16 protein-coding genes are annotated in these 16,904 nt (G+C 48.3%); 9 read left to right on the top strand and 7 right to left on the bottom strand.

Going from position 1 to position 16,904, the window contains the following annotated elements; genetic code table 11:
* Window positions 1-12: 12 nt before the first annotated feature.
* The 3 genes from BUB18_RS22750 to BUB18_RS22740 all read right to left on the bottom strand — a co-directional run bounded on the left by BUB18_RS22750 (window position 13) and on the right by BUB18_RS22740 (window position 2,424).
* Window positions 13-1,197, bottom strand: coding sequence for a serine hydrolase domain-containing protein (locus BUB18_RS22750; RefSeq protein ID WP_073085488.1), 1,185 nt, complete (start codon window positions 1,195-1,197; stop codon window positions 13-15).
* A 147-nt stretch (window positions 1,198-1,344) separates the two neighbouring features.
* Complete coding sequence (locus BUB18_RS22745) at window positions 1,345-1,785, bottom strand: carboxymuconolactone decarboxylase family protein (protein ID WP_073085486.1); 441 nt, start codon at window positions 1,783-1,785, stop codon at window positions 1,345-1,347.
* 63 nt (window positions 1,786-1,848) lie between these two features.
* The gene (locus BUB18_RS22740; protein WP_073085484.1) at window positions 1,849-2,424 is read right to left on the bottom strand and encodes a Crp/Fnr family transcriptional regulator; all 576 of its coding nucleotides are present in this window, start codon (window positions 2,422-2,424) and stop codon (window positions 1,849-1,851) included.
* Window positions 2,425-2,508: 84 nt separating this feature from the next.
* Between BUB18_RS22740 and BUB18_RS22735 the strand changes: the two genes are divergently transcribed.
* From BUB18_RS22735 to BUB18_RS22710, 6 genes are all read left to right on the top strand, one after another.
* Window positions 2,509-2,889 carry a VOC family protein gene (locus BUB18_RS22735; RefSeq protein WP_073085482.1) on the top strand — a complete coding sequence of 127 codons (381 nt, stop codon included), beginning with the start codon at window positions 2,509-2,511 and terminating at the stop codon, window positions 2,887-2,889.
* Between the two features lie 355 nt (window positions 2,890-3,244).
* A complete protein-coding gene (locus BUB18_RS22730) occupies window positions 3,245-3,685 on the top strand; it encodes a hypothetical protein (RefSeq protein ID WP_083550617.1) in 441 nt (146 codons plus the stop codon).
* Window positions 3,686-3,714: 29 nt separating this feature from the next.
* The gene (locus BUB18_RS22725; protein WP_073085480.1) at window positions 3,715-4,188 is read left to right on the top strand and encodes a hypothetical protein; all 474 of its coding nucleotides are present in this window, start codon (window positions 3,715-3,717) and stop codon (window positions 4,186-4,188) included.
* A 2-nt stretch (window positions 4,189-4,190) separates the two neighbouring features.
* Complete coding sequence (locus BUB18_RS22720) at window positions 4,191-5,759, top strand: tyrosinase family protein (RefSeq protein WP_073085478.1); 1,569 nt, start codon at window positions 4,191-4,193, stop codon at window positions 5,757-5,759.
* 64 nt (window positions 5,760-5,823) lie between these two features.
* Window positions 5,824-7,323, top strand: a complete 1,500-nt coding sequence (locus BUB18_RS22715; protein WP_073085476.1) for a hypothetical protein — start codon at window positions 5,824-5,826, stop codon at window positions 7,321-7,323.
* Window positions 7,324-7,410: 87 nt separating this feature from the next.
* Window positions 7,411-8,304: a dienelactone hydrolase family protein gene (locus tag BUB18_RS22710; RefSeq protein WP_073085474.1), complete on the top strand. Its 894-nt coding sequence runs from the start codon at window positions 7,411-7,413 to the stop codon at window positions 8,302-8,304.
* A 7-nt stretch (window positions 8,305-8,311) separates the two neighbouring features.
* Here the strand turns inward: BUB18_RS22710 and BUB18_RS22705 are convergent, their stop codons facing one another.
* Entirely contained in the window at window positions 8,312-10,147 is a 1,836-nt protein-coding gene (locus BUB18_RS22705) for a cytochrome c peroxidase (RefSeq protein WP_073085472.1), read from the bottom strand.
* Between the two features lie 143 nt (window positions 10,148-10,290).
* On the opposite strand from BUB18_RS22705, the gene BUB18_RS22700 reads away from it, so the two are divergent.
* Complete coding sequence (locus tag BUB18_RS22700) at window positions 10,291-12,588, top strand: metallophosphoesterase (protein ID WP_083550613.1); 2,298 nt, start codon at window positions 10,291-10,293, stop codon at window positions 12,586-12,588.
* A gap of 36 nt (window positions 12,589-12,624) precedes the next feature.
* Here BUB18_RS22700 and BUB18_RS22695 read toward each other — a convergent pair whose 3' ends face one another.
* Complete coding sequence (locus BUB18_RS22695) at window positions 12,625-13,062, bottom strand: hypothetical protein (protein WP_143160066.1); 438 nt, start codon at window positions 13,060-13,062, stop codon at window positions 12,625-12,627.
* A 106-nt stretch (window positions 13,063-13,168) separates the two neighbouring features.
* On the opposite strand from BUB18_RS22695, the gene BUB18_RS22690 reads away from it, so the two are divergent.
* Entirely contained in the window at window positions 13,169-13,831 is a 663-nt protein-coding gene (locus BUB18_RS22690) for a hypothetical protein (RefSeq protein WP_143160065.1), read from the top strand.
* A gap of 40 nt (window positions 13,832-13,871) precedes the next feature.
* Here BUB18_RS22690 and BUB18_RS22685 read toward each other — a convergent pair whose 3' ends face one another.
* Window positions 13,872-15,512 carry a DUF6138 family protein gene (locus BUB18_RS22685; RefSeq protein ID WP_073085466.1) on the bottom strand — a complete coding sequence of 547 codons (1,641 nt, stop codon included), beginning with the start codon at window positions 15,510-15,512 and terminating at the stop codon, window positions 13,872-13,874.
* 233 nt (window positions 15,513-15,745) lie between these two features.
* Between BUB18_RS22685 and BUB18_RS22680 the strand changes: the two genes are divergently transcribed.
* Window positions 15,746-16,192 carry a hypothetical protein gene (locus BUB18_RS22680; RefSeq protein WP_073085464.1) on the top strand — a complete coding sequence of 149 codons (447 nt, stop codon included), beginning with the start codon at window positions 15,746-15,748 and terminating at the stop codon, window positions 16,190-16,192.
* Window positions 16,193-16,197: 5 nt separating this feature from the next.
* Here BUB18_RS22680 and BUB18_RS22675 read toward each other — a convergent pair whose 3' ends face one another.
* Window positions 16,198-16,887, bottom strand: coding sequence for an outer membrane beta-barrel protein (locus tag BUB18_RS22675; protein WP_073085462.1), 690 nt, complete (start codon window positions 16,885-16,887; stop codon window positions 16,198-16,200).
* Window positions 16,888-16,904: the final 17 nt, after the last annotated feature.

Below are 16,904 nucleotides of genomic sequence, written 5' to 3'. Positions count from 1 at the left end.
GAGTCTTACGACTTATTTACTTACATAATCAAACGGTATATAATTCTCCCAGTACCACGGCGTATAGGTGTCGCCGATAGTTGTTTCCAGCAACGCCTTGAAAATATGATCCCCCTGATCACTGTTTGTCATAATTACTACTGCAATCCCTTTATCAGGAAACCCGATGGAATGGTGCTGCCAGCCTTCACTGTGGCCTTCTTTAAAAAATGCGTTGCCATATGGCGTTTTGAGTATGCCAGAACCAAGGCCGTACCACAATGGGGTAGTGGCAGGCGTTTTATCGTCCAGCAGGGCGTTGGGGCCAAACTGTTGCCTGGAAAGTATTGCCACATCTGAATGGAATAAGGCGTTGAATCCCTGCTTTGTTAAACCTTTTTGTTGCAGCAGTGCACCCATAAATTTCGCATAATCGGTGATGTTAGTATACATAGATCCTGCTGCATGCGCGGTAGTACGTTCATCAAATTCATAGGCTTGCTGAAGGCTGTCGTGCCCCACGGCGTGATTGTTGTTAAAATCAGCCTGCCACACGTAGCTGCTGTGCGTCATGCCCAGCGGCTGGAACACTTCTTCCCGGGCGATGGTTTCATAATCCTTTCCGTATAATTGTTCAATCACAAACTGCAGCAGGTAAATACCTTCGCCAGAGTAACTGTAGCGTGTGCCGGGGGCAAACCTGATTTTGAGCTTGCCATCCACTTCAAAGCCACGATAGTTAGGGAGTCCACTGGTATGGTTCAGGCATATCCGGGCGGTGATTTTTTCATACCGCAGATCGTTGCGGATATCCTGGTAGCCACGTGTTTTTTTGGTGAACACGTAATCCGGCAATGGTTTGGACAGATATTTAACCAGCGGTGTATCGAGATCGAGCACATTTTTTTCCACCAGGCGCATTACGCAATAGCCGAACACGGCTTTGCTGAAGGAGCAGCTCCAGAATATAGTGCTGGTATCCATTTTCAGCTCCTTAGGTTTATCAGCATAACCAAAGGCTTTCGTATATACGGGTTGGTTATTATTTAGGATGGAAATGACGAGGCCGGTCACCTGCGCGGTGTCCACCAGTTGCTGTATGGTGCTGGTGAGCGCAGCCGCCGCAATGCTGCTGTTATCTATGCGTTTGATCTGCTGTGCAGCTGTGCTGAAGGTTAAAATAAGAAGGCTGACAATAGTAAGGATAATATTTTTCATGTGGTTTGTTTGTGCCACATGCAGTAAGATAATTGTGCCGGTTTTATAAAATATTGACTGTTAGTCTATTGTAAACCTTAGTGTAATAGGGGAGTGTCCGGTTTTGAATCAGCGTGTCCGTTTTCCGGACACGCTGAAGCGGTCATATTATGCACCGATCTGCAAATGAGTGCTGATGGCAATTCTGTTCCAGGCGTTGATGGTAACGGCGGCCATGATGATCTGCGCGATCTTATGTTCGTCAAAGTAGCTCCTGGCTTCCTCGTAGGTTGCTTCCGACAACCCTTTGCGGGTGATATGCGTAATTTCTTCTGTCATTTTTAAGATCACCGCTTCTTCTTTGGAAAAGAGCGTAGTCTCGCGCCAGCCGTCGAGCACGAAGATGCGCTGCATCGTTTCTCCGTCTTTCAGTGCGTCTTTGGTGTGCATGTCCAGGCAATAAGCACAGCCATTGATTTGTGAGGCACGGATGTAGATGAGGCCGAGTTCAATTTTGGAAAGTCCCGTGGTGTGCAGGTACTGTTGTGTGGCTATCAGTCCTTTGTAGGCGCCAGGTTCTACCTGGGCAATATTCATGCGTTGTTCCATAGTGCTTGTTTTTATTGATGGAACAAAGCTACCTGATGCCGGCACGTATTATCTTAAACTGGTTTAAGATTCAAGTTTTCTTTTGATTTCGCTGAGATATTCAGGTGTAAAACCAAGGAAGGAGGCCAGCAGGTATTGCGGTACTCTTTTGGTGAAATCAGGAAAATGCCTGTAAAAGTGGAGATATAATTCTTCCCTTGAAAACTCATACAGGTACCGGATCCTGTTTTCTGCTGCAGCATAGGCCTTTTGATAAATCTGTCTGAAATAGCTTTCCATCACCGGATATTCCCGGAAAAGCTGTTGCTGGTTATGGCGATCAATCTGTAGCACGGTAGTAGGTTCTACGGCCTGAATGTTAATATCCGTTGTGCCCTGGCTTATAAATGCGCCTATATCCGTCATCCACCATCGTTCAATGGCGAAGTCTGTCGTTTGCTCCAGCCCTTTCTGGTTAATGAAATATTTCCGGACGCATCCACTGACTATAAAATAATTATAACGGCAAATCTGGCCTTCTGTGAGCAGGTTTTCCTTTTTTCGGAATTTTTTTACCTGGAAATATTTATAGGCAGATGTAAGTGTCTCCTCGTCTGCCCTTACGTACTTTAATACGTGCGCTCTGAATGTATCGTACATAAGCATTTGTTCAGCCGTGCCGAAAATAGTCTTTTCCCGGCACAGTAATTATGAGTAAATTACAGTACACCAAAAAATTTAACCATGCTTTCATCCGCACCCGTATTCAGCAGCTATTCAGTGAATAGCCTCAACGAAGCAAAAACATTTTACCAGCAGGTACTGGGCCTGTCAGTAACGGAATCTCCTGAACCCATGGGTGTATTACAGCTGCAACTCACCGGAGGGCATAATATCATCATCTACCCTAAAAAAAATCATGTGCCTGCTACTTTCACGGTACTGAATTTTAAGGTAAAGGATGTGGAAGCCACCGTGGATGCACTGGCTGCTAAAGGAGTCGTATTTGAACATTATACCGGGGAAATTCAGACAGATGCCAAAGGAATCATGCGCGGCAACGGCCCCGTTATCGCCTGGTTTAAGGACCCAGCAGGAAATATTTTGTCGGTTATCCAGGAATAAACAAAACTTTATTAGCGATATGGCACGAACAAACAAGCCCCGGGATAAAATTTTATCCCGGGGCTTGTTTGTTTTAATTTTAATTCTATATTTGACAAGATTATTTAAACGTTAGTTATACTAACAATATATCCTTGAAGTAACCTTAATTACTACCTCAAAATGAATGCTATCCTGTTTTTCCGCACAAACTTACCGGTGCGTATAATGGTTTACCAGTAATTTTTTTTATCCACTACTCCTGAAATTGTCATGCCCGCCATGTGACATAGGTGTTGATTTTGCAGTTTTTACTTTGGATAATATCGCTTGCACGAGCGACTGTTATCGTATTGCTCACTATAAATCATCATTTATGAAGATCAACTATCCCGGCGACACTACCTGGTCGTACCGCAGCTTTTTAAACAAAACAGACCTTAACATCGCTCCTAATGACCTGGAGCTTGGCGATGGTACTATTCATCTTAAAATCAGCGACGACGGTGAAATATCCGGCAACATCGGTATTCCGGGTGAATGGAACCTGGAACTGAAAGGCAAAGTGCTGGACACAAATCCACAAGGACTTTATTTGATCGGCACCGGTATCAACGGGCAAGGCGCTAATCAGTCGCTGTGGGAGTATGGCTACGAAGTGTACTGCCTGCCTAAAATAGAAGGTGGTAAAGCCCAGGCCAATGTACTCGCCGGCTCTGTAGTACGCCTGAAGGATCATCCCGGTAGTGACGGTACTATTCACAAGGCAGGAGAGGTAGCTACCTGCTATGCAGTAGCTGTTACCAAATCGGCGTAATCGTATCTCCCTCAATAACCCTCCTTACTATGGAAACCAAAGTAACCTGTAATTGCCAGATGGCAAAGTACCAGGAGCAGCTTTCGTGGAAGCGGGTTTCAAAGAAATCCGCCCGCTCAGTACCCTCCATACTCCTGAGTATCCTCATCGCATTTTTTCCCAAATGCCCCGTGTGCTGGGCAGTGTATATGAGTATGTTTGGCAGCATAGGCCTGGCTAAATTACCGTATATGCCCTGGCTGCTGCCGATATTGGCTGTATTCCTGCTGTTTCATGTAGGGGGGCAGTTCCGGGCTATTCCCCTGAAAGGCCCATTACCCTTCATCTTTAGCCTGGCAGGTGCATCCTGCCTGCTACTATCCCGGTTTGTACCTGGTGGTACCAAAGTAATGATGATCGGTGGTATGGCAGCCATTATCATTGGCTCACTGCTGGCAGCGTTTATGCCCCACGGAAATTACAGCAAACGAATTAACCAAATTCTCAAAAAACCAAAACTATAAGTATGGCAAATGCTGCTACACCCCGGGTTCGCCGCTCCCTTCGCGAACTGGAAACATTCTATCTGAAAGGTGACAGGCAACCGCTGGAAAACCTAATGTTAGCCTGGAAGGGCATTAAAGAACTACCTCCCGATCACCCCAATTCATTTTTTAATATAGGAGGCCTCCATGGCGAACCTTTCCGTGATAAAGGCGCCACGGATGGAGACTACTGGGGCGGCTGGTGCAACCATAACAACATCCTGTTTCCTACCTGGCACCGGGTATACCTGCTCAACCTGGAAAATGCCCTGCGCAGTATTCCAGGCTGCGAAGATGTAACCTTACCTTACTGGGATGAAACGGAGCACGAATCCACTGTTAGCGGCATACCGTGGTCGCTGATCCTCGACAAGGTGAATGTCCGTGGCAACATCATCGATAATCCGCTGAAATCCTATAAATTCCAAAAGGCGATCAATGATGACGTGTCGGGCGATAAATCGATCTATTCCAAACCTGCCGGTACAGACACCGTGCGTTATCCTTACTCCGGATTAGTAGGTACGCCGGCCGACAAGGAAAAATCCGACCAGCATAATGCACAATGGAACTATAAAGAGGCAACGGACCTGCTCAACTATAACGTAACAGGCTGGCTCAACAAAACGATCACCCTGCCGGATATCGCCGACCGCCTAAAGCTGGGCGGTGTTACCATCCTCTTTCACAAATGCCTGGATGCGCCTAACTACACCGTGTTTTCCAACATCAGCTCCTCCGCCCAGTGGAACAAGGATTTTCCCAATGCACCAGTGGTGGTGGCGCTGGAAACACCGCATAATGATATCCACCTGGCGGTAGGCGGGTTCAACGTACCGGGGCAGGATCACGATTTTTCACCTATACCGGGCGCCAACGGAGATATGGGAGAAAATGATACCGCTGGTTTTGATCCCATCTTTTATTTTCACCACTGTAATATCGACCGCGTATTTTGGGTGTGGCAAAAGAAGAAAGGTTATCAAAAAAACCTGACCATCATCCCGGGTTACCCCGGCACCAATAGCAGCGATGGCGGACCCAGCGCGGGTTACGGTCCTAATGAACCACTCACGCTGGACTCCCCGCTGAAACCTTTCAAAAAACGTGATTCCGATATTTACTACACCAGCAACGATGTAGTGGACATAGAAAACCAATGCGGTTATACGTACAGCGTGGGCTCACTGGACCAGATTTCGTTTATGCATGGGGAAGAGCTGGCAGAAGCGCCACCTACCAACAAGCTACGCGTGAGCAATATTAACCGTGGCAATATTTACGGATCTTTTGTAATCACCGCCTACGCCAATGTTGGTGGTAAGGATTACTACATCGGGCACCATTCTGTGCTGAGCCGCTGGAATGTGTTGGGCTGTGAGAATTGTCGCGCACACCTGCAGGCCGAGGCCTTCTTCAACGTAGATAACCTCGCGCAGAAAAATGGTGACCTTTCCAATTTTCGTATAGAGATCACCGGTAGAGAAGAGGCGCAACCACTGCTGACCGCCGCCGTAGCAGAAAATACCATCAACTTAGAAATCCTGTAACCATCAACTGAAGTGCCGTCCGCAAGGGCGGCATGCTTTTTATCATCCTAAAATTATCAACCAAATGAAAAGGACTATAATTATCGTGTTGTTCCTGTTTGCTGTCACCGTCGGGGCGATGGTGATGACTAAAACACCGGCATCACTGTTTGCCAAAGGCAGTGAATCACCTAAAGCGTATGCCATCGCATTTATGGCAAAGCCCCCACATGATGTTGCACTGGGTGCAGATGACCTTACCCTCGCCCAGTTTGCATGGAATGAGTTTCTGGCACTCAACTGGCGCTCCAGTTACTTTAACTCAGGCAGAACCTATCAACGCGGAGAACCTGATTATGGGTGGAGCTACAGCAGTGAAAGAAATGGTTATCCTGATCTGGCAGTTTGGGAAACCTACAATCATCGGGTAGAGCTGCGGCCTGGAAATGACAACATGCTGCCGTTTGATAAAATACCCAACTACTCATATACAAAAGCCAGCTTTACCCCGGACATATATACGGATGCTCATTTGTTTCATAACCTCGATGAAAACAATGAAATAGGCTCCTGTAACATGTACGCACATACGAACCTGTATGGCCAAAAACAACAGATCCTCTTTCAGGCGAAAGTAAACCGCTCAGAGTATGAGTACATCCGAAAATATTACAATACTGCAGCGAAGTTAAAGGCGGCCAATATCAACACTTACAGGAATATCCAGGCCTATAACCAATATTTTAAAGGCGGTACCAGCTCCTGCGACTGCCCTGAAAGTGAAAAGGTAGTATGCCTGCCTTGCGGCACCGGCTCCAATGCCAGCGGCAGTAAGGATGAAGAAGGGGCCATAGAAGTGAAAACGGCCTGGCGTAAACTGTTGCCGGAAGATGGTGCTGCCGATACTTACTTCAAACGTAAAGTGATCACCTATCGGCAAAACCCGGACGGAACTACCGCGCTGATCAATGATACTTACCTGCTCATCGGTATCCATATCATTCACAAAACCCGTAACTATCCCAACTTCATTTTCGCCACCTGGGAGCATGAAGATGTAACCAAGCCCCAGCAAAGCATCGGCTATGTAAAGCTGGACGACAGCGGCAGGGAATACGGCGGCTTAATCGTGGGCTATCCTCGCGTACATGACCCCATCCAGGCCACTAACCAGGCTAATTATGAAGCCCACCGCCTGCTGCGCAGCGTGAGCACCAATTCCGTGTGGCAGCATTACAACCTCATAGGTGTACAGGCGCAAACTACCAACAACTCCAACAGCAACAATTTCTTCCTGGCAAACTACGTGATCGAATCGGATACCACGCTGCAGATCTTCCGTGGATCCAGCATCAATACGCCGATCGATAGTGGCGTCAACATCATCTATAACGGTAAGCAATTCTCAATGGGTGGCTGCCAGGGCTGCCACGGCGTGGCGCAGTTCCGACTGGGAGCCGACTGCTCCTTTGTTTGTGATACGGTAAATAAACCAGTGGATAAACCCGATATCGGGCAAAATTCCGATAAAAGATTACGATACGAAAGGGCCTTTAGAAAGATAGAAAGGCTGAGTATTAAATAGTTTCCAGCGTTAGCCCTGCATCAGCCCGGTGCAGGGTTGACTTTCCGGTGGGTAATTTTTATCTTTAAAAACAAACACCGGAAAATTATGGACCAGAAAAATATTCAGAAGGAAGATATCAGTCAGGAGGTTTTTGACCTGTACGACGATTACGCCCACAACCGCCTGCCCAGGCGCTTATTCATGGAAAAGTTGTCGCTCTATGCCGTGGGTGGCCTCACCGTTGGCTCGCTGATGAGCTTTCTGATGCCGGACTATAAAGACAGTATTCGCGTTAAGGAAGACGATCCCCGCTTAAAGTCTGAAACCATTACTTACGATTCCCCTAAGGGAGGCGGTAAAATGAAAGGCCTGCTCTCCAAACCCGCAGATGCCAAAGGCAAGCTGGGAGGCATTATCGTAGTGCATGAAAATCGTGGTTTAAACCCGCATATTGCCGACGTAGCACGCAGAGCCGCATTGGCAGGCTTCGTTACTCTTGCGCCGGATGCACTCACGCCTTTAGGCGGCTATCCCGGTAATGATGACCAGGGGAGGGAGTTGCAGAGCAAGCGCGATAAAAATGAAATGTTGGAAGACTTTATTGCAGCGTATGAATACCTGCGTCAACATCCTGACTGTAACGGTAAAGTAGGCGTAGTAGGATTCTGCTTTGGTGGTGGAATAGCCAACCTCATGGCAGTACGGGTGCCTACCTTGTCGGCTGCGGTGCCTTTTTATGGTGGCCAGCCACCGGTGGACCAGGTGCCGCAAATTCAGGCACCGCTGCTGATTCACTATGCCGGCCTCGATACCCGTGTAAATGAAGGGTGGCCTGCTTATGAGGCAGCGCTTAAAGTCAATCATAAAGATTATACCGCCTATATTTACCCGAACGTAAATCATGGTTTCAATAATGATACAACGCCGCGTTATGATAAAGAGGCGGCTGATCTGGCATGGAAACGCACGATTGAATTTTTTAAAGAGAAATTGAGTTAGCAGCTGGCTATGGCGCAGGTGCGGATAAAGTACCCGCCTGCGCTGTATCATTCAGTGCTCCAAGAAACGCTATCAGCGCACGCTTTTCCCTTCCGCTCAGCCGTAGTTTATCTTCCGGCAAGGTCTGGTTTTCAGGCGCCGTATGTAACCCTGCACCACCTCCTTTATTATAAAAATTAATGACCTGCTTCATGGAGGTAAACACACCGTTATGCATATACGGCGCAGTGAGCATACTGTTTCTTACAGAGGGTGTCTTAAACGCATATTTGAAAATGGAGATGGGGTAGAGATGGTATTTGCCGGCGTCGGTGTCCAGCGCGGCGTGCCTGGCACGCGTAGCAGGTACGCCCAGTACTTCCGATTCAGGCTCGGCGAAATAGGGGGGCGCTACGCCATTGAACAGTGGCGCAAAATGACAAGTGCCGCATTTTGCTTTGCCCATAAACAGGTTAAAACCTTTTTGTTCCCGGGGGGTAAGTGCAGTACTGTCCCCGTTCATATACTGATCAAAGCGGGAGTTTAAGCTCGTAAGTGACCGTAAATAGGAAGCCAGGGCATTGGTGATCTGTTCGGTGGAAAGGGGACCCTTATCCGCCGGAAAGGCAGATTGGAATAATTGCCGATAAACGGTATCCTTTTGAAAAATGGCAGCGGCCTGTTGAAGGGAACCATTCATTTCTGCGGTATTATGTACCACGGCAAACACCTGGTCTTCTATAAAATTTGCCCGGGAGTCGTAAAATAGTTTGGATTGGAAACCAACGTTCAGCAAGGTGGGTGTGTTGCGTGTCACGGTATGTATCCCATCCAGGGCCGGACTTTTAGTCAATCCATCTGTAAATGCCAGCTCCGGTTTATGGCAGGAAGCACAGGAGCGGCTGCCATCGCCGGAGAGCCGTGCGTCTGCGAATAATAATTTTCCCAACGCTACTTTTTCAGGGGTAGGGTCAGACGCTGCGCTGGGCGTGTATCCATTGGGTTGATAGTAGCTGGTGGCAAACAAATGCGGCGCTGTAGGCAGCAGGATGCGCCGTTCCGGCTCAATGACTATTCCCAGCTTGTTTTGCCAGGTTAATAGCATCCTGCTGATAGGGTTGGCAAAGTTGGTAATGAAATGCAGGCGGTCGAACCGGTTGAAATTGGAGTGCGTGTGCAGGTATTGCACCGCCTTATTGAACAACGTATCCCTGGCAGTAACCATTTCGTCGGAAGCGATAACAGGGTCATACATCGCCAACACCTGCCTGATACTGGTGAGCGCCGCTGCGGCTTCAGGCATCGAATGCAGCAGCACGGGGGAGTCGTAGCCGCTGATGCCCAGCGCAATAATGCGGTATACTTCCAGTCGCATCGCATCAAACACCCATTTATCCTGAAATCCTACTGGGTCCTCATTTTGGATCAGCTGGCGGAAAATGCTGATCAGTTGATCATTGTATGCTATCAGCGTATATACGGTTACGTTAGGGGCCTGCAGCATTTCTTCTATCACCTGGAATCCAGCAGGGGGAATGATGTCTTTGGACGATTCCCCGTCGGCATAAGGCAGTGCCGGTCCGTTAATGCTGCGGGCCAGATGTGGCTGATAGTATTCCAGCAGCAGTTCAATCTGCTTGTACTGTTGCCGCGCTTCATAAAAGGCGGCCAGCCGCTCCTTTGGGGTAGCGAGTGCACCAAGGGTATTGCTGAATGCCTGCAATGCCATATAGGTGCTGTCGAGCCCCTCGCGGTAGTAACTTTCCACTTTGTCAGTGGTACTTCGTACAGGCGTTGGCGTAATAAATGAGAAAAGCAGACCAGTGGCAAAAAAAAGTATAAAAAATATTTGATTGGTTTTCATGTGCTTGGGTATAGGGGCAATTGAGTGTGTTAAAAATATTGATTTTTCATCATATTTTTAAGTATAAACCCAAAAAGAGCACAATGAAATCTTCCCTATCATCTGTATGCAAGGCATTGCTATCGTTATGCCTATGTACTGGCATGCTATCACCAACCACACACGCCCAAACCAACCTATTACCATTCGGATCAACCTGGAAATACCTGGACAATGGTACCAACCAGGGCACCGCCTGGAGAGCCCCTGCTTTCAGCGATGCTGCCTGGGCCAGCGGTCCGGCGCAGCTGGGCTACGGCGATGGCGACGAGGCCACCGTGGTAAGCTATGGCAGCAGTTCCTCCGCCAAGTACATCACCACCTATTTCCGTAAAACCTTCAACGTGACCGGCGCCGCAGCCTATACCGGGTTCACGCTGGAGTATAAGAGAGATGACGGCCTGGTGATCTACATTAACGGCACGGAAGTAGTCCGTAATAACCTCCCCACCGGCACCATCAGCTACACCACACTGGCCTCCAATGCCAGCGACGGCGGCGCTACCGTGTTTACCGCCAGTGTGGCAGCAGGCCTGATCACCGAAGGTAATAACACGATTGCCGTAGAAGTACACCAAACCAGCGCCACCAGCAGCGACCTCTCCTTCGATCTGCAGTTCAAAGGCAACACCGCCAGCACCATACCGCAGGTGATCCGGGGGCCCTACCTGCAAATGGGGAATCAGTCGGCCGTAACGCTGCGCTGGCGCACCGACATTGCCACCACCGGCAAGGTGAAGTATGGCCTGTCGGCCACCGCACTGAACGACAGCGTTGTGCACACGACCTCACTCACCGAACATGAGCTGCGGGTGAGCGGGCTGCAACCGGATACGAAATATTATTACAGCATCGGCAACAGCACCAATGTGTTGCAGGCAGGTGCGGATAACTACTTTGTAACAGCGCCACCGGCCACGACTACACGTAAAATACGCATTGCAGCGTATGGCGATTGTGGCACCGCCTCAAGCGTGCAAACCAATGTACGCAATGCCTACCTCAGCTACATGGGTACCAATCATACCGATGTATGGCTGCTGCTGGGCGATAATGCCTACAACGGCGGATATGATACCGAGTATCAGTCCAATTTCTTTGAGATGTATAAAAACGACCTGCTGAAAAATGTACTGCTGTTTCCTACATTAGGTAACCATGATTACGATAACAGCAGCACCCTGCAAACGTCGCATAACATTCCTTACCTCTCCAATTTCACACTGCCGTCTGCCGGGGAATGTGGTGGCCTGGCTTCGGGTAAAGAGGAATATTATTCGTTCGACTACGGCGATGTCCACTTCGTGTGCCTGGATTCATATGGCCTCGAAAGTGGTAAGCGCTTTTTTGATACCACCAGCACACAGGTGCAATGGCTCAAAAACGACCTGGCCGCCAACACCCGCAAATGGGTAATTGCCTACTGGCACCATCCGCCTTATACCATGGGTAGTCATAACTCCGATACCAACAGTGATCTTACCAACATCAGGCAAAACCTGATCCGCATCCTTGAACGTTACGGGGTAGACCTGATCCTGAACGGTCATAGCCACGACTATGAGCGCTCCTACCTGATGAAAGGACACTACGGCCTGGAAAATACCTTCAGCATGACTACCCATGCCGTATCCTCCAGCAGCGCTAAATATGATGGTACCAGCAACTCCTGTCCGTATTTTTCTACGGCCACAAAGGGCAATCATGGAACTGTGTATGTAGTGGCTGGTTCTGCCGGTCAGGTAGGCGGTACCCAGTCCTCCTTTCCGCATGCTTCTTCCTATTATGCGAATGCTACCAACGGCGGCTCGCTTGTAGTAGAAGTAGAAGGTAACCGGCTGGATGCCAAATGGGTGGCCGCGGATAACACTATTAAGGACAAGTTTACCATTCTCAAAGATGTAAATAAAAACAGGGTGATAAACGCCACCGCTGCCCAGCCACTGGTGCTGAGCGCGTACTGGCCCGGCACTTACGCATGGAGCACCGGGGCTTCAACATCTTCCGTAACCATCACACCCGCTGTTGGTACCACGGTATATACGGTGGCTGATAACAGCGTAGCCGCCAGCCAGTGTGTGAAGGATACGTTTACGGTAGTAGCTGCCCCTGCGCTGGTGGCAACCCTTGGCAAGCCACAAACTACTGTGCTGCCATTTGATCTGGATGTGTTCCCGAATCCTTCCACCAACGGCCGCATCCAGGTGGAAATCCGCAATGATAAGCCACAGCAGCTGGAAATTCTGATTGCCGATGTAAATGGGAAGGTGGTGCACGCCGAAAGAAGAACAGTGCCGCAAGGCGCTACCAGGAAGGAATATCAGCTGGAGAAAGGGGTGTATTTTATTACTGCCGTCACCTCCTCGAAGGAAAAATTCACGAAAAAAATAGTAGTACAATAAACTAAAAAAATCCCCCGGTTTTTGCCGGGGGATTTATTATATAGCTTTTGTTCTTGAAAGTACCGCTACTATTAGCCAATTAATGCAAAATACCACCAGCGCGAGTATCGCCGGATCACGCATCACCTGTAGCCCTGTACCCAAGCCTGATTGGGAAATGGTAACCGGCATCCAGAAAAGGACCGAGAGTAGTGCCACCAATAGTCCGCTCCTCAGCCCTGTACGAACTACACTTCCACCCATAGCCAGCCTGGCGCCTACTTTGCCACCAAGGATCCAGCCGCCAATCAGTAATAATGCATAAAACGTTAGGGCGTATACGTTACCCTGCAAGGCTACCAGCATGTCGACCCCTATGCCGAAATCATGCGGAAATAAAATCAGGATAAAAATTAATTGTCCGGTCAATAAAATGAATAAATGTGCCAGGAGTCCCAGCAGTGCCCCTTTACGGTGTGTTAATACTATGCTCATGAAATAGTTGATTATGCGCATTCAAACACCTTGCATTTGAATTTGAACTAGCGGGCGCTTAAAAAAATAAAAATTACTATTTTGTGGGCCGGAGAAAAAATTAACCATGCTACGAAAAGTTGTACCCGTTGCTTTGTTGGCCTGCATTGCTATTGCCTGTAGTAAAGACAACAAAAACAGTGATACGAATATTACTGAAAAACCCGCAGATACTGTATCAGTGCAGATTACAGGCAGTGTTAACAGCAATTTTACCGCCATCGGAGAAGACCAGGTGGGTATTGGCTACACAAAGTTTACCAAAACAGGTTTTGAAAATTTTGCACTTACGGCAATCAATGAGGCTAACGGTGTCAGTTATGATATCAGCAGTGGCTCCCTGCCTCTAAAATTAACCACGGGGGAAGTGGTGTACGACGGCGCATTGGCCGTGGGCGGCTCCGCACGTATAATTACGGACGCCAATACGGACGACTACAACGGTGGTACCTACTACCTGTTTTTCGATACGGACGAAAACATGGCTAACAGTAAAGTATATATGAATCTGGAAAGCATTACGGACGTGGGTCAATTTATCCGTATGAAGGGAAAATATCATTACAACGGTGGTGCCGCACCAAATCAGCTGAGCGATCCATGTATCATGGATGCTATCGCCAATGCGGGCCGGCAGCCTGGCTATAATGCCAATTTGTGCGGTGCTAAAGAAGTGAAGGTGGCCGCCTCTTTCGTTATATACGTAGATAAAATTACGCAGCAGCCATAAGCGGCAGCCCCCTGGCTGCTAGCCAGTGATCTGCCTGTAATTAGTTCAGCAAACCGGCCACTGCCAGCAGTGCCTCCTGCTTTTTAGCCTGCGCTTTTAATTTATCAGCCCCTCCCCAGATATGCCCAATCACATGCGCTACCTCGTAATCAGGGAGGTCCTTCAATGCAGCAACTAACGCTTCCTGGTTTTGCGGAAGCTGTAAATCTACCAGTTGTTTAGCAGGTTTTTGATCCGGAGAAGCTACCAGGCAAGCTATCAGCGTAGGTATGGTGGCAGCCGTAACTCCGTATTTTTCTGCCAGGGCCAGTGTAAAATAATATTGTACGGATTGGTGTTCATCATCTACCTGTTTCATGTAATCCCTTACCAGCGGAAACCATTGCTCGCCGGCAAGTCCGAGGCCAAACACGGCATAAGTCCCCGGCAGGCAACAGGTTTCTCCTTCTGCATCCTGGTACCATTCATATTGTTCCGCCATCGCTACGCGGGCATATTTTTCCAATAAGGGATACAGGGCCGGATATTGTAAGGCATTGGCGAAAAAGCGCTGTGTGGCTGTTTTGCCAAGTTTTTTAACCGGCAGTAATTCTTTTGCTTTTGATTTTAACTGTATGGCGTAGCTACGGGGGAAGCCCTGTTCCAGGATGCTGGTCAGGTAGGTGAGCGCCTGCGCATACGCTGCTTCGGATTCCTGTTTCACATGTATGTCCACCGTTCCAAAGGTGTCGTTTACTTTGATTGCAACCGCCGCATCGGTGAGCGGGGCAAATTTCCCACTGCCGGAAGCCAGCATGGTAACTGCTTTATCGCTACCCAACTCCTTCGCAATTTCTGCAAAACGGATACCGGTAGCCCTGCTGTAATTTGGTTCGTAGCGGATGATCAACGCGGCGGTATACAGCAGCAAATCGAGCAGGGGAGCGGAGGCTGCGGGATGGTCAGGCCTGATGGTATACTCCGGCAAACGAAATTCGTTTTTATCAACCGAATAGTAAACCGGTATAAATATTTCTTCTGCCCACGACTTCAATGCATGGGTGATATTGTACCGATGTTTTTTTTGCGTTTCGGGGTGATGCCGGTTCAGCGCGACAATTTTATCAAAGATTTCCATTACCAGCGGAGCATTTATATCTCCCTTAAACAATGGATTTACGAGGTGATTAGCCAGCATAAAGGTATCCAGCTCCTCCGTAGGGTATTGCCCGTTATAAATCTTTTGTTCCACATAAGCATCCACCGCGGCTACCACCTGTTGCCGTTTTGTTTCACTGATATGCAAAAATGGCGGCATGTCTGTTTTGCCGGCAGGGGTATAAAAAGTACCGGTTACGGAAAAGAAATATTGGAGAATAGGATGGTTATCATATGCAGCAATAGCAGCTTCCAATGCCTGATGCAGTATCGGGTACAAGTCATCCACCGCCGTCGCATCCGCAAGGGCGCCGGGGAATTGGGTGCCTTCATACTCCAGGTCAGGCCCGCCATAGTCGAGGTCGGAAGAGAAGAGTTTGATATCTCCGTTTTTATATATGAACCTGGCTGTATCAAATACGCCCTTCTGTAGCGGTGATCGCTTAATAATTTCCGCAGCAGGCCGCTTCTTTTCCAGCAGATCGATCATTGTGGTAATGGCAATGGTAATATCCTTGCTAATGGCTTCCAATACAGTATTCATGATTTCCTTTTGGGTTAAGCCGCCAAATTACGGAATATTTTTACCAATCATTTTTTAGGGAGATGTTAATGCTGTGGCCGGAAAAAAGCCAGGGTATCAGAAAGTGGGTTTCATGACCCGGTTTTTTAACCGATATTTTAAGGGGTTTCACCGGTAAAAGTGCCGACTATAACCGATTCGCTGTTTTCCCAACTAAGGTTTTGATGCATTTTTGAAGCATAATCGCTACGGACATGCTCTATCTCTTTGCTATACTGATGACTAACCTGCACCTGATCTACCATCAGGCAACCTCCAAGCTGGACCTGTTCCCGCTCAATAACATCCGCGCCTATACGACGCCGGAAAACCTTGGTGAAGCGGCCATGAACTTCCTTTCAATGGGATTTCCGGTAATGGCATTATTATCCGGCTACCAGATGCTGGTATTAATTGCCTGCCTCGAACTGGCCATCATCTTAATAGGAGAGATTTATACGTGGTGGACACCTTACTTCTTTGGTCCGCGCTTTGCCATGCAGAAAAACTGGACAGAGCTGCACCGCCGTTTATTCAGTAAAACAATTTTCGTGCTGCCTAACAGAAAAGGTAACCCCGCGCCGAACCTGGAACACCTGATCCTGCACGGGTTAACCTTTGCCAGTTTGATAGCCTGTGTAGCCTGTTATGTATCCTGGTAAGCTGATTATTTAAAGAGATAAGCCACACTGATAGTAGCCACGCGGTTTTTGCCGTAGTTCGTTTGGGTAAGTCCGTAGCTGTAGTTCAGCCCCAGTTGTAAACCAAACCTGAATTCATATCCGGCGGTAATGTTAGCCCCTGCATCCAGTTGTTCAACTTTGAGTTTTCTGTCTGCCGGATCTGTCGGTGGTGGCACGCCGCCCGGAATTACTTCAATCGGAGTAATGGTGATACCGCCGTCTTCTGCCTGTGGAAACACAGCGCCATCCATTTTCCCACCCAGGTATTCGGCTGCATAACCCCCAATACCTGCAAACAGCTTGCCGCTGCCGGCATGGAACTTATATAGCAGGTTAAGCGGCAGCTCAATGTAGTTGTGACGTATGCTGCCTTTGGTTTCAATCACATAAAAAGTACCGTTGTTGGTCACATTGTAATGCGTCGAATTTTTTCCACCCTTGGAACTGAACACCAGCGAAGGCTGTAAATGAAGATGTTTACTAAGTTGCCAGTCGGCTGTAAGGCCAGCCTGTAACGTATAAAATAACTGGTTGCTGCTGTTGATGGTTCCCTTGCTCACACTGGGTTTGCTAAGATAGGAAAAGCCATCTGCCAGCCGGAAGCCCCACCGGAGTTGAGCACTGGCAATCAACGTACAGCAAAATAGGAGGACTGATAAGCATATTATTTTCATAGTATCGAAGTATAGGC

Origin of the sequence: Chitinophaga jiangningensis, assembly GCF_900142605.1 — a bacterium.
Taxonomy (GTDB): Bacteria; Bacteroidota; Bacteroidia; order Chitinophagales; family Chitinophagaceae; genus Chitinophaga; species Chitinophaga jiangningensis.
Note: the sequence above shows the minus strand (reverse complement) of the source record. Positions and strands in the feature narration are given on the sequence as shown.

Coding starts and splice junctions, on each gene's coding strand:
- BUB18_RS22750 (WP_073085488.1), bottom strand. CDS start 1,197: ATGAAAAATATTATCCTTACTATTGTCAGCCTTCTTATTTTAACCTTC.
- BUB18_RS22745 (WP_073085486.1), bottom strand. CDS start 1,785: ATGGAACAACGCATGAATATTGCCCAGGTAGAACCTGGCGCCTACAAA.
- BUB18_RS22740 (WP_073085484.1), bottom strand. CDS start 2,424: ATGTACGATACATTCAGAGCGCACGTATTAAAGTACGTAAGGGCAGAC.
- BUB18_RS22735 (WP_073085482.1), top strand. CDS start 2,509: ATGCTTTCATCCGCACCCGTATTCAGCAGCTATTCAGTGAATAGCCTC.
- BUB18_RS22730 (WP_083550617.1), top strand. CDS start 3,245: ATGAAGATCAACTATCCCGGCGACACTACCTGGTCGTACCGCAGCTTT.
- BUB18_RS22725 (WP_073085480.1), top strand. CDS start 3,715: ATGGAAACCAAAGTAACCTGTAATTGCCAGATGGCAAAGTACCAGGAG.
- BUB18_RS22720 (WP_073085478.1), top strand. CDS start 4,191: ATGGCAAATGCTGCTACACCCCGGGTTCGCCGCTCCCTTCGCGAACTG.
- BUB18_RS22715 (WP_073085476.1), top strand. CDS start 5,824: ATGAAAAGGACTATAATTATCGTGTTGTTCCTGTTTGCTGTCACCGTC.
- BUB18_RS22710 (WP_073085474.1), top strand. CDS start 7,411: ATGGACCAGAAAAATATTCAGAAGGAAGATATCAGTCAGGAGGTTTTT.
- BUB18_RS22705 (WP_073085472.1), bottom strand. CDS start 10,147: ATGAAAACCAATCAAATATTTTTTATACTTTTTTTTGCCACTGGTCTG.
- BUB18_RS22700 (WP_083550613.1), top strand. CDS start 10,291: ATGCTATCACCAACCACACACGCCCAAACCAACCTATTACCATTCGGA.
- BUB18_RS22695 (WP_143160066.1), bottom strand. CDS start 13,062: ATGAGCATAGTATTAACACACCGTAAAGGGGCACTGCTGGGACTCCTG.
- BUB18_RS22690 (WP_143160065.1), top strand. CDS start 13,169: ATGCTACGAAAAGTTGTACCCGTTGCTTTGTTGGCCTGCATTGCTATT.
- BUB18_RS22685 (WP_073085466.1), bottom strand. CDS start 15,512: ATGAATACTGTATTGGAAGCCATTAGCAAGGATATTACCATTGCCATT.
- BUB18_RS22680 (WP_073085464.1), top strand. CDS start 15,746: ATGCTCTATCTCTTTGCTATACTGATGACTAACCTGCACCTGATCTAC.
- BUB18_RS22675 (WP_073085462.1), bottom strand. CDS start 16,887: ATGAAAATAATATGCTTATCAGTCCTCCTATTTTGCTGTACGTTGATT.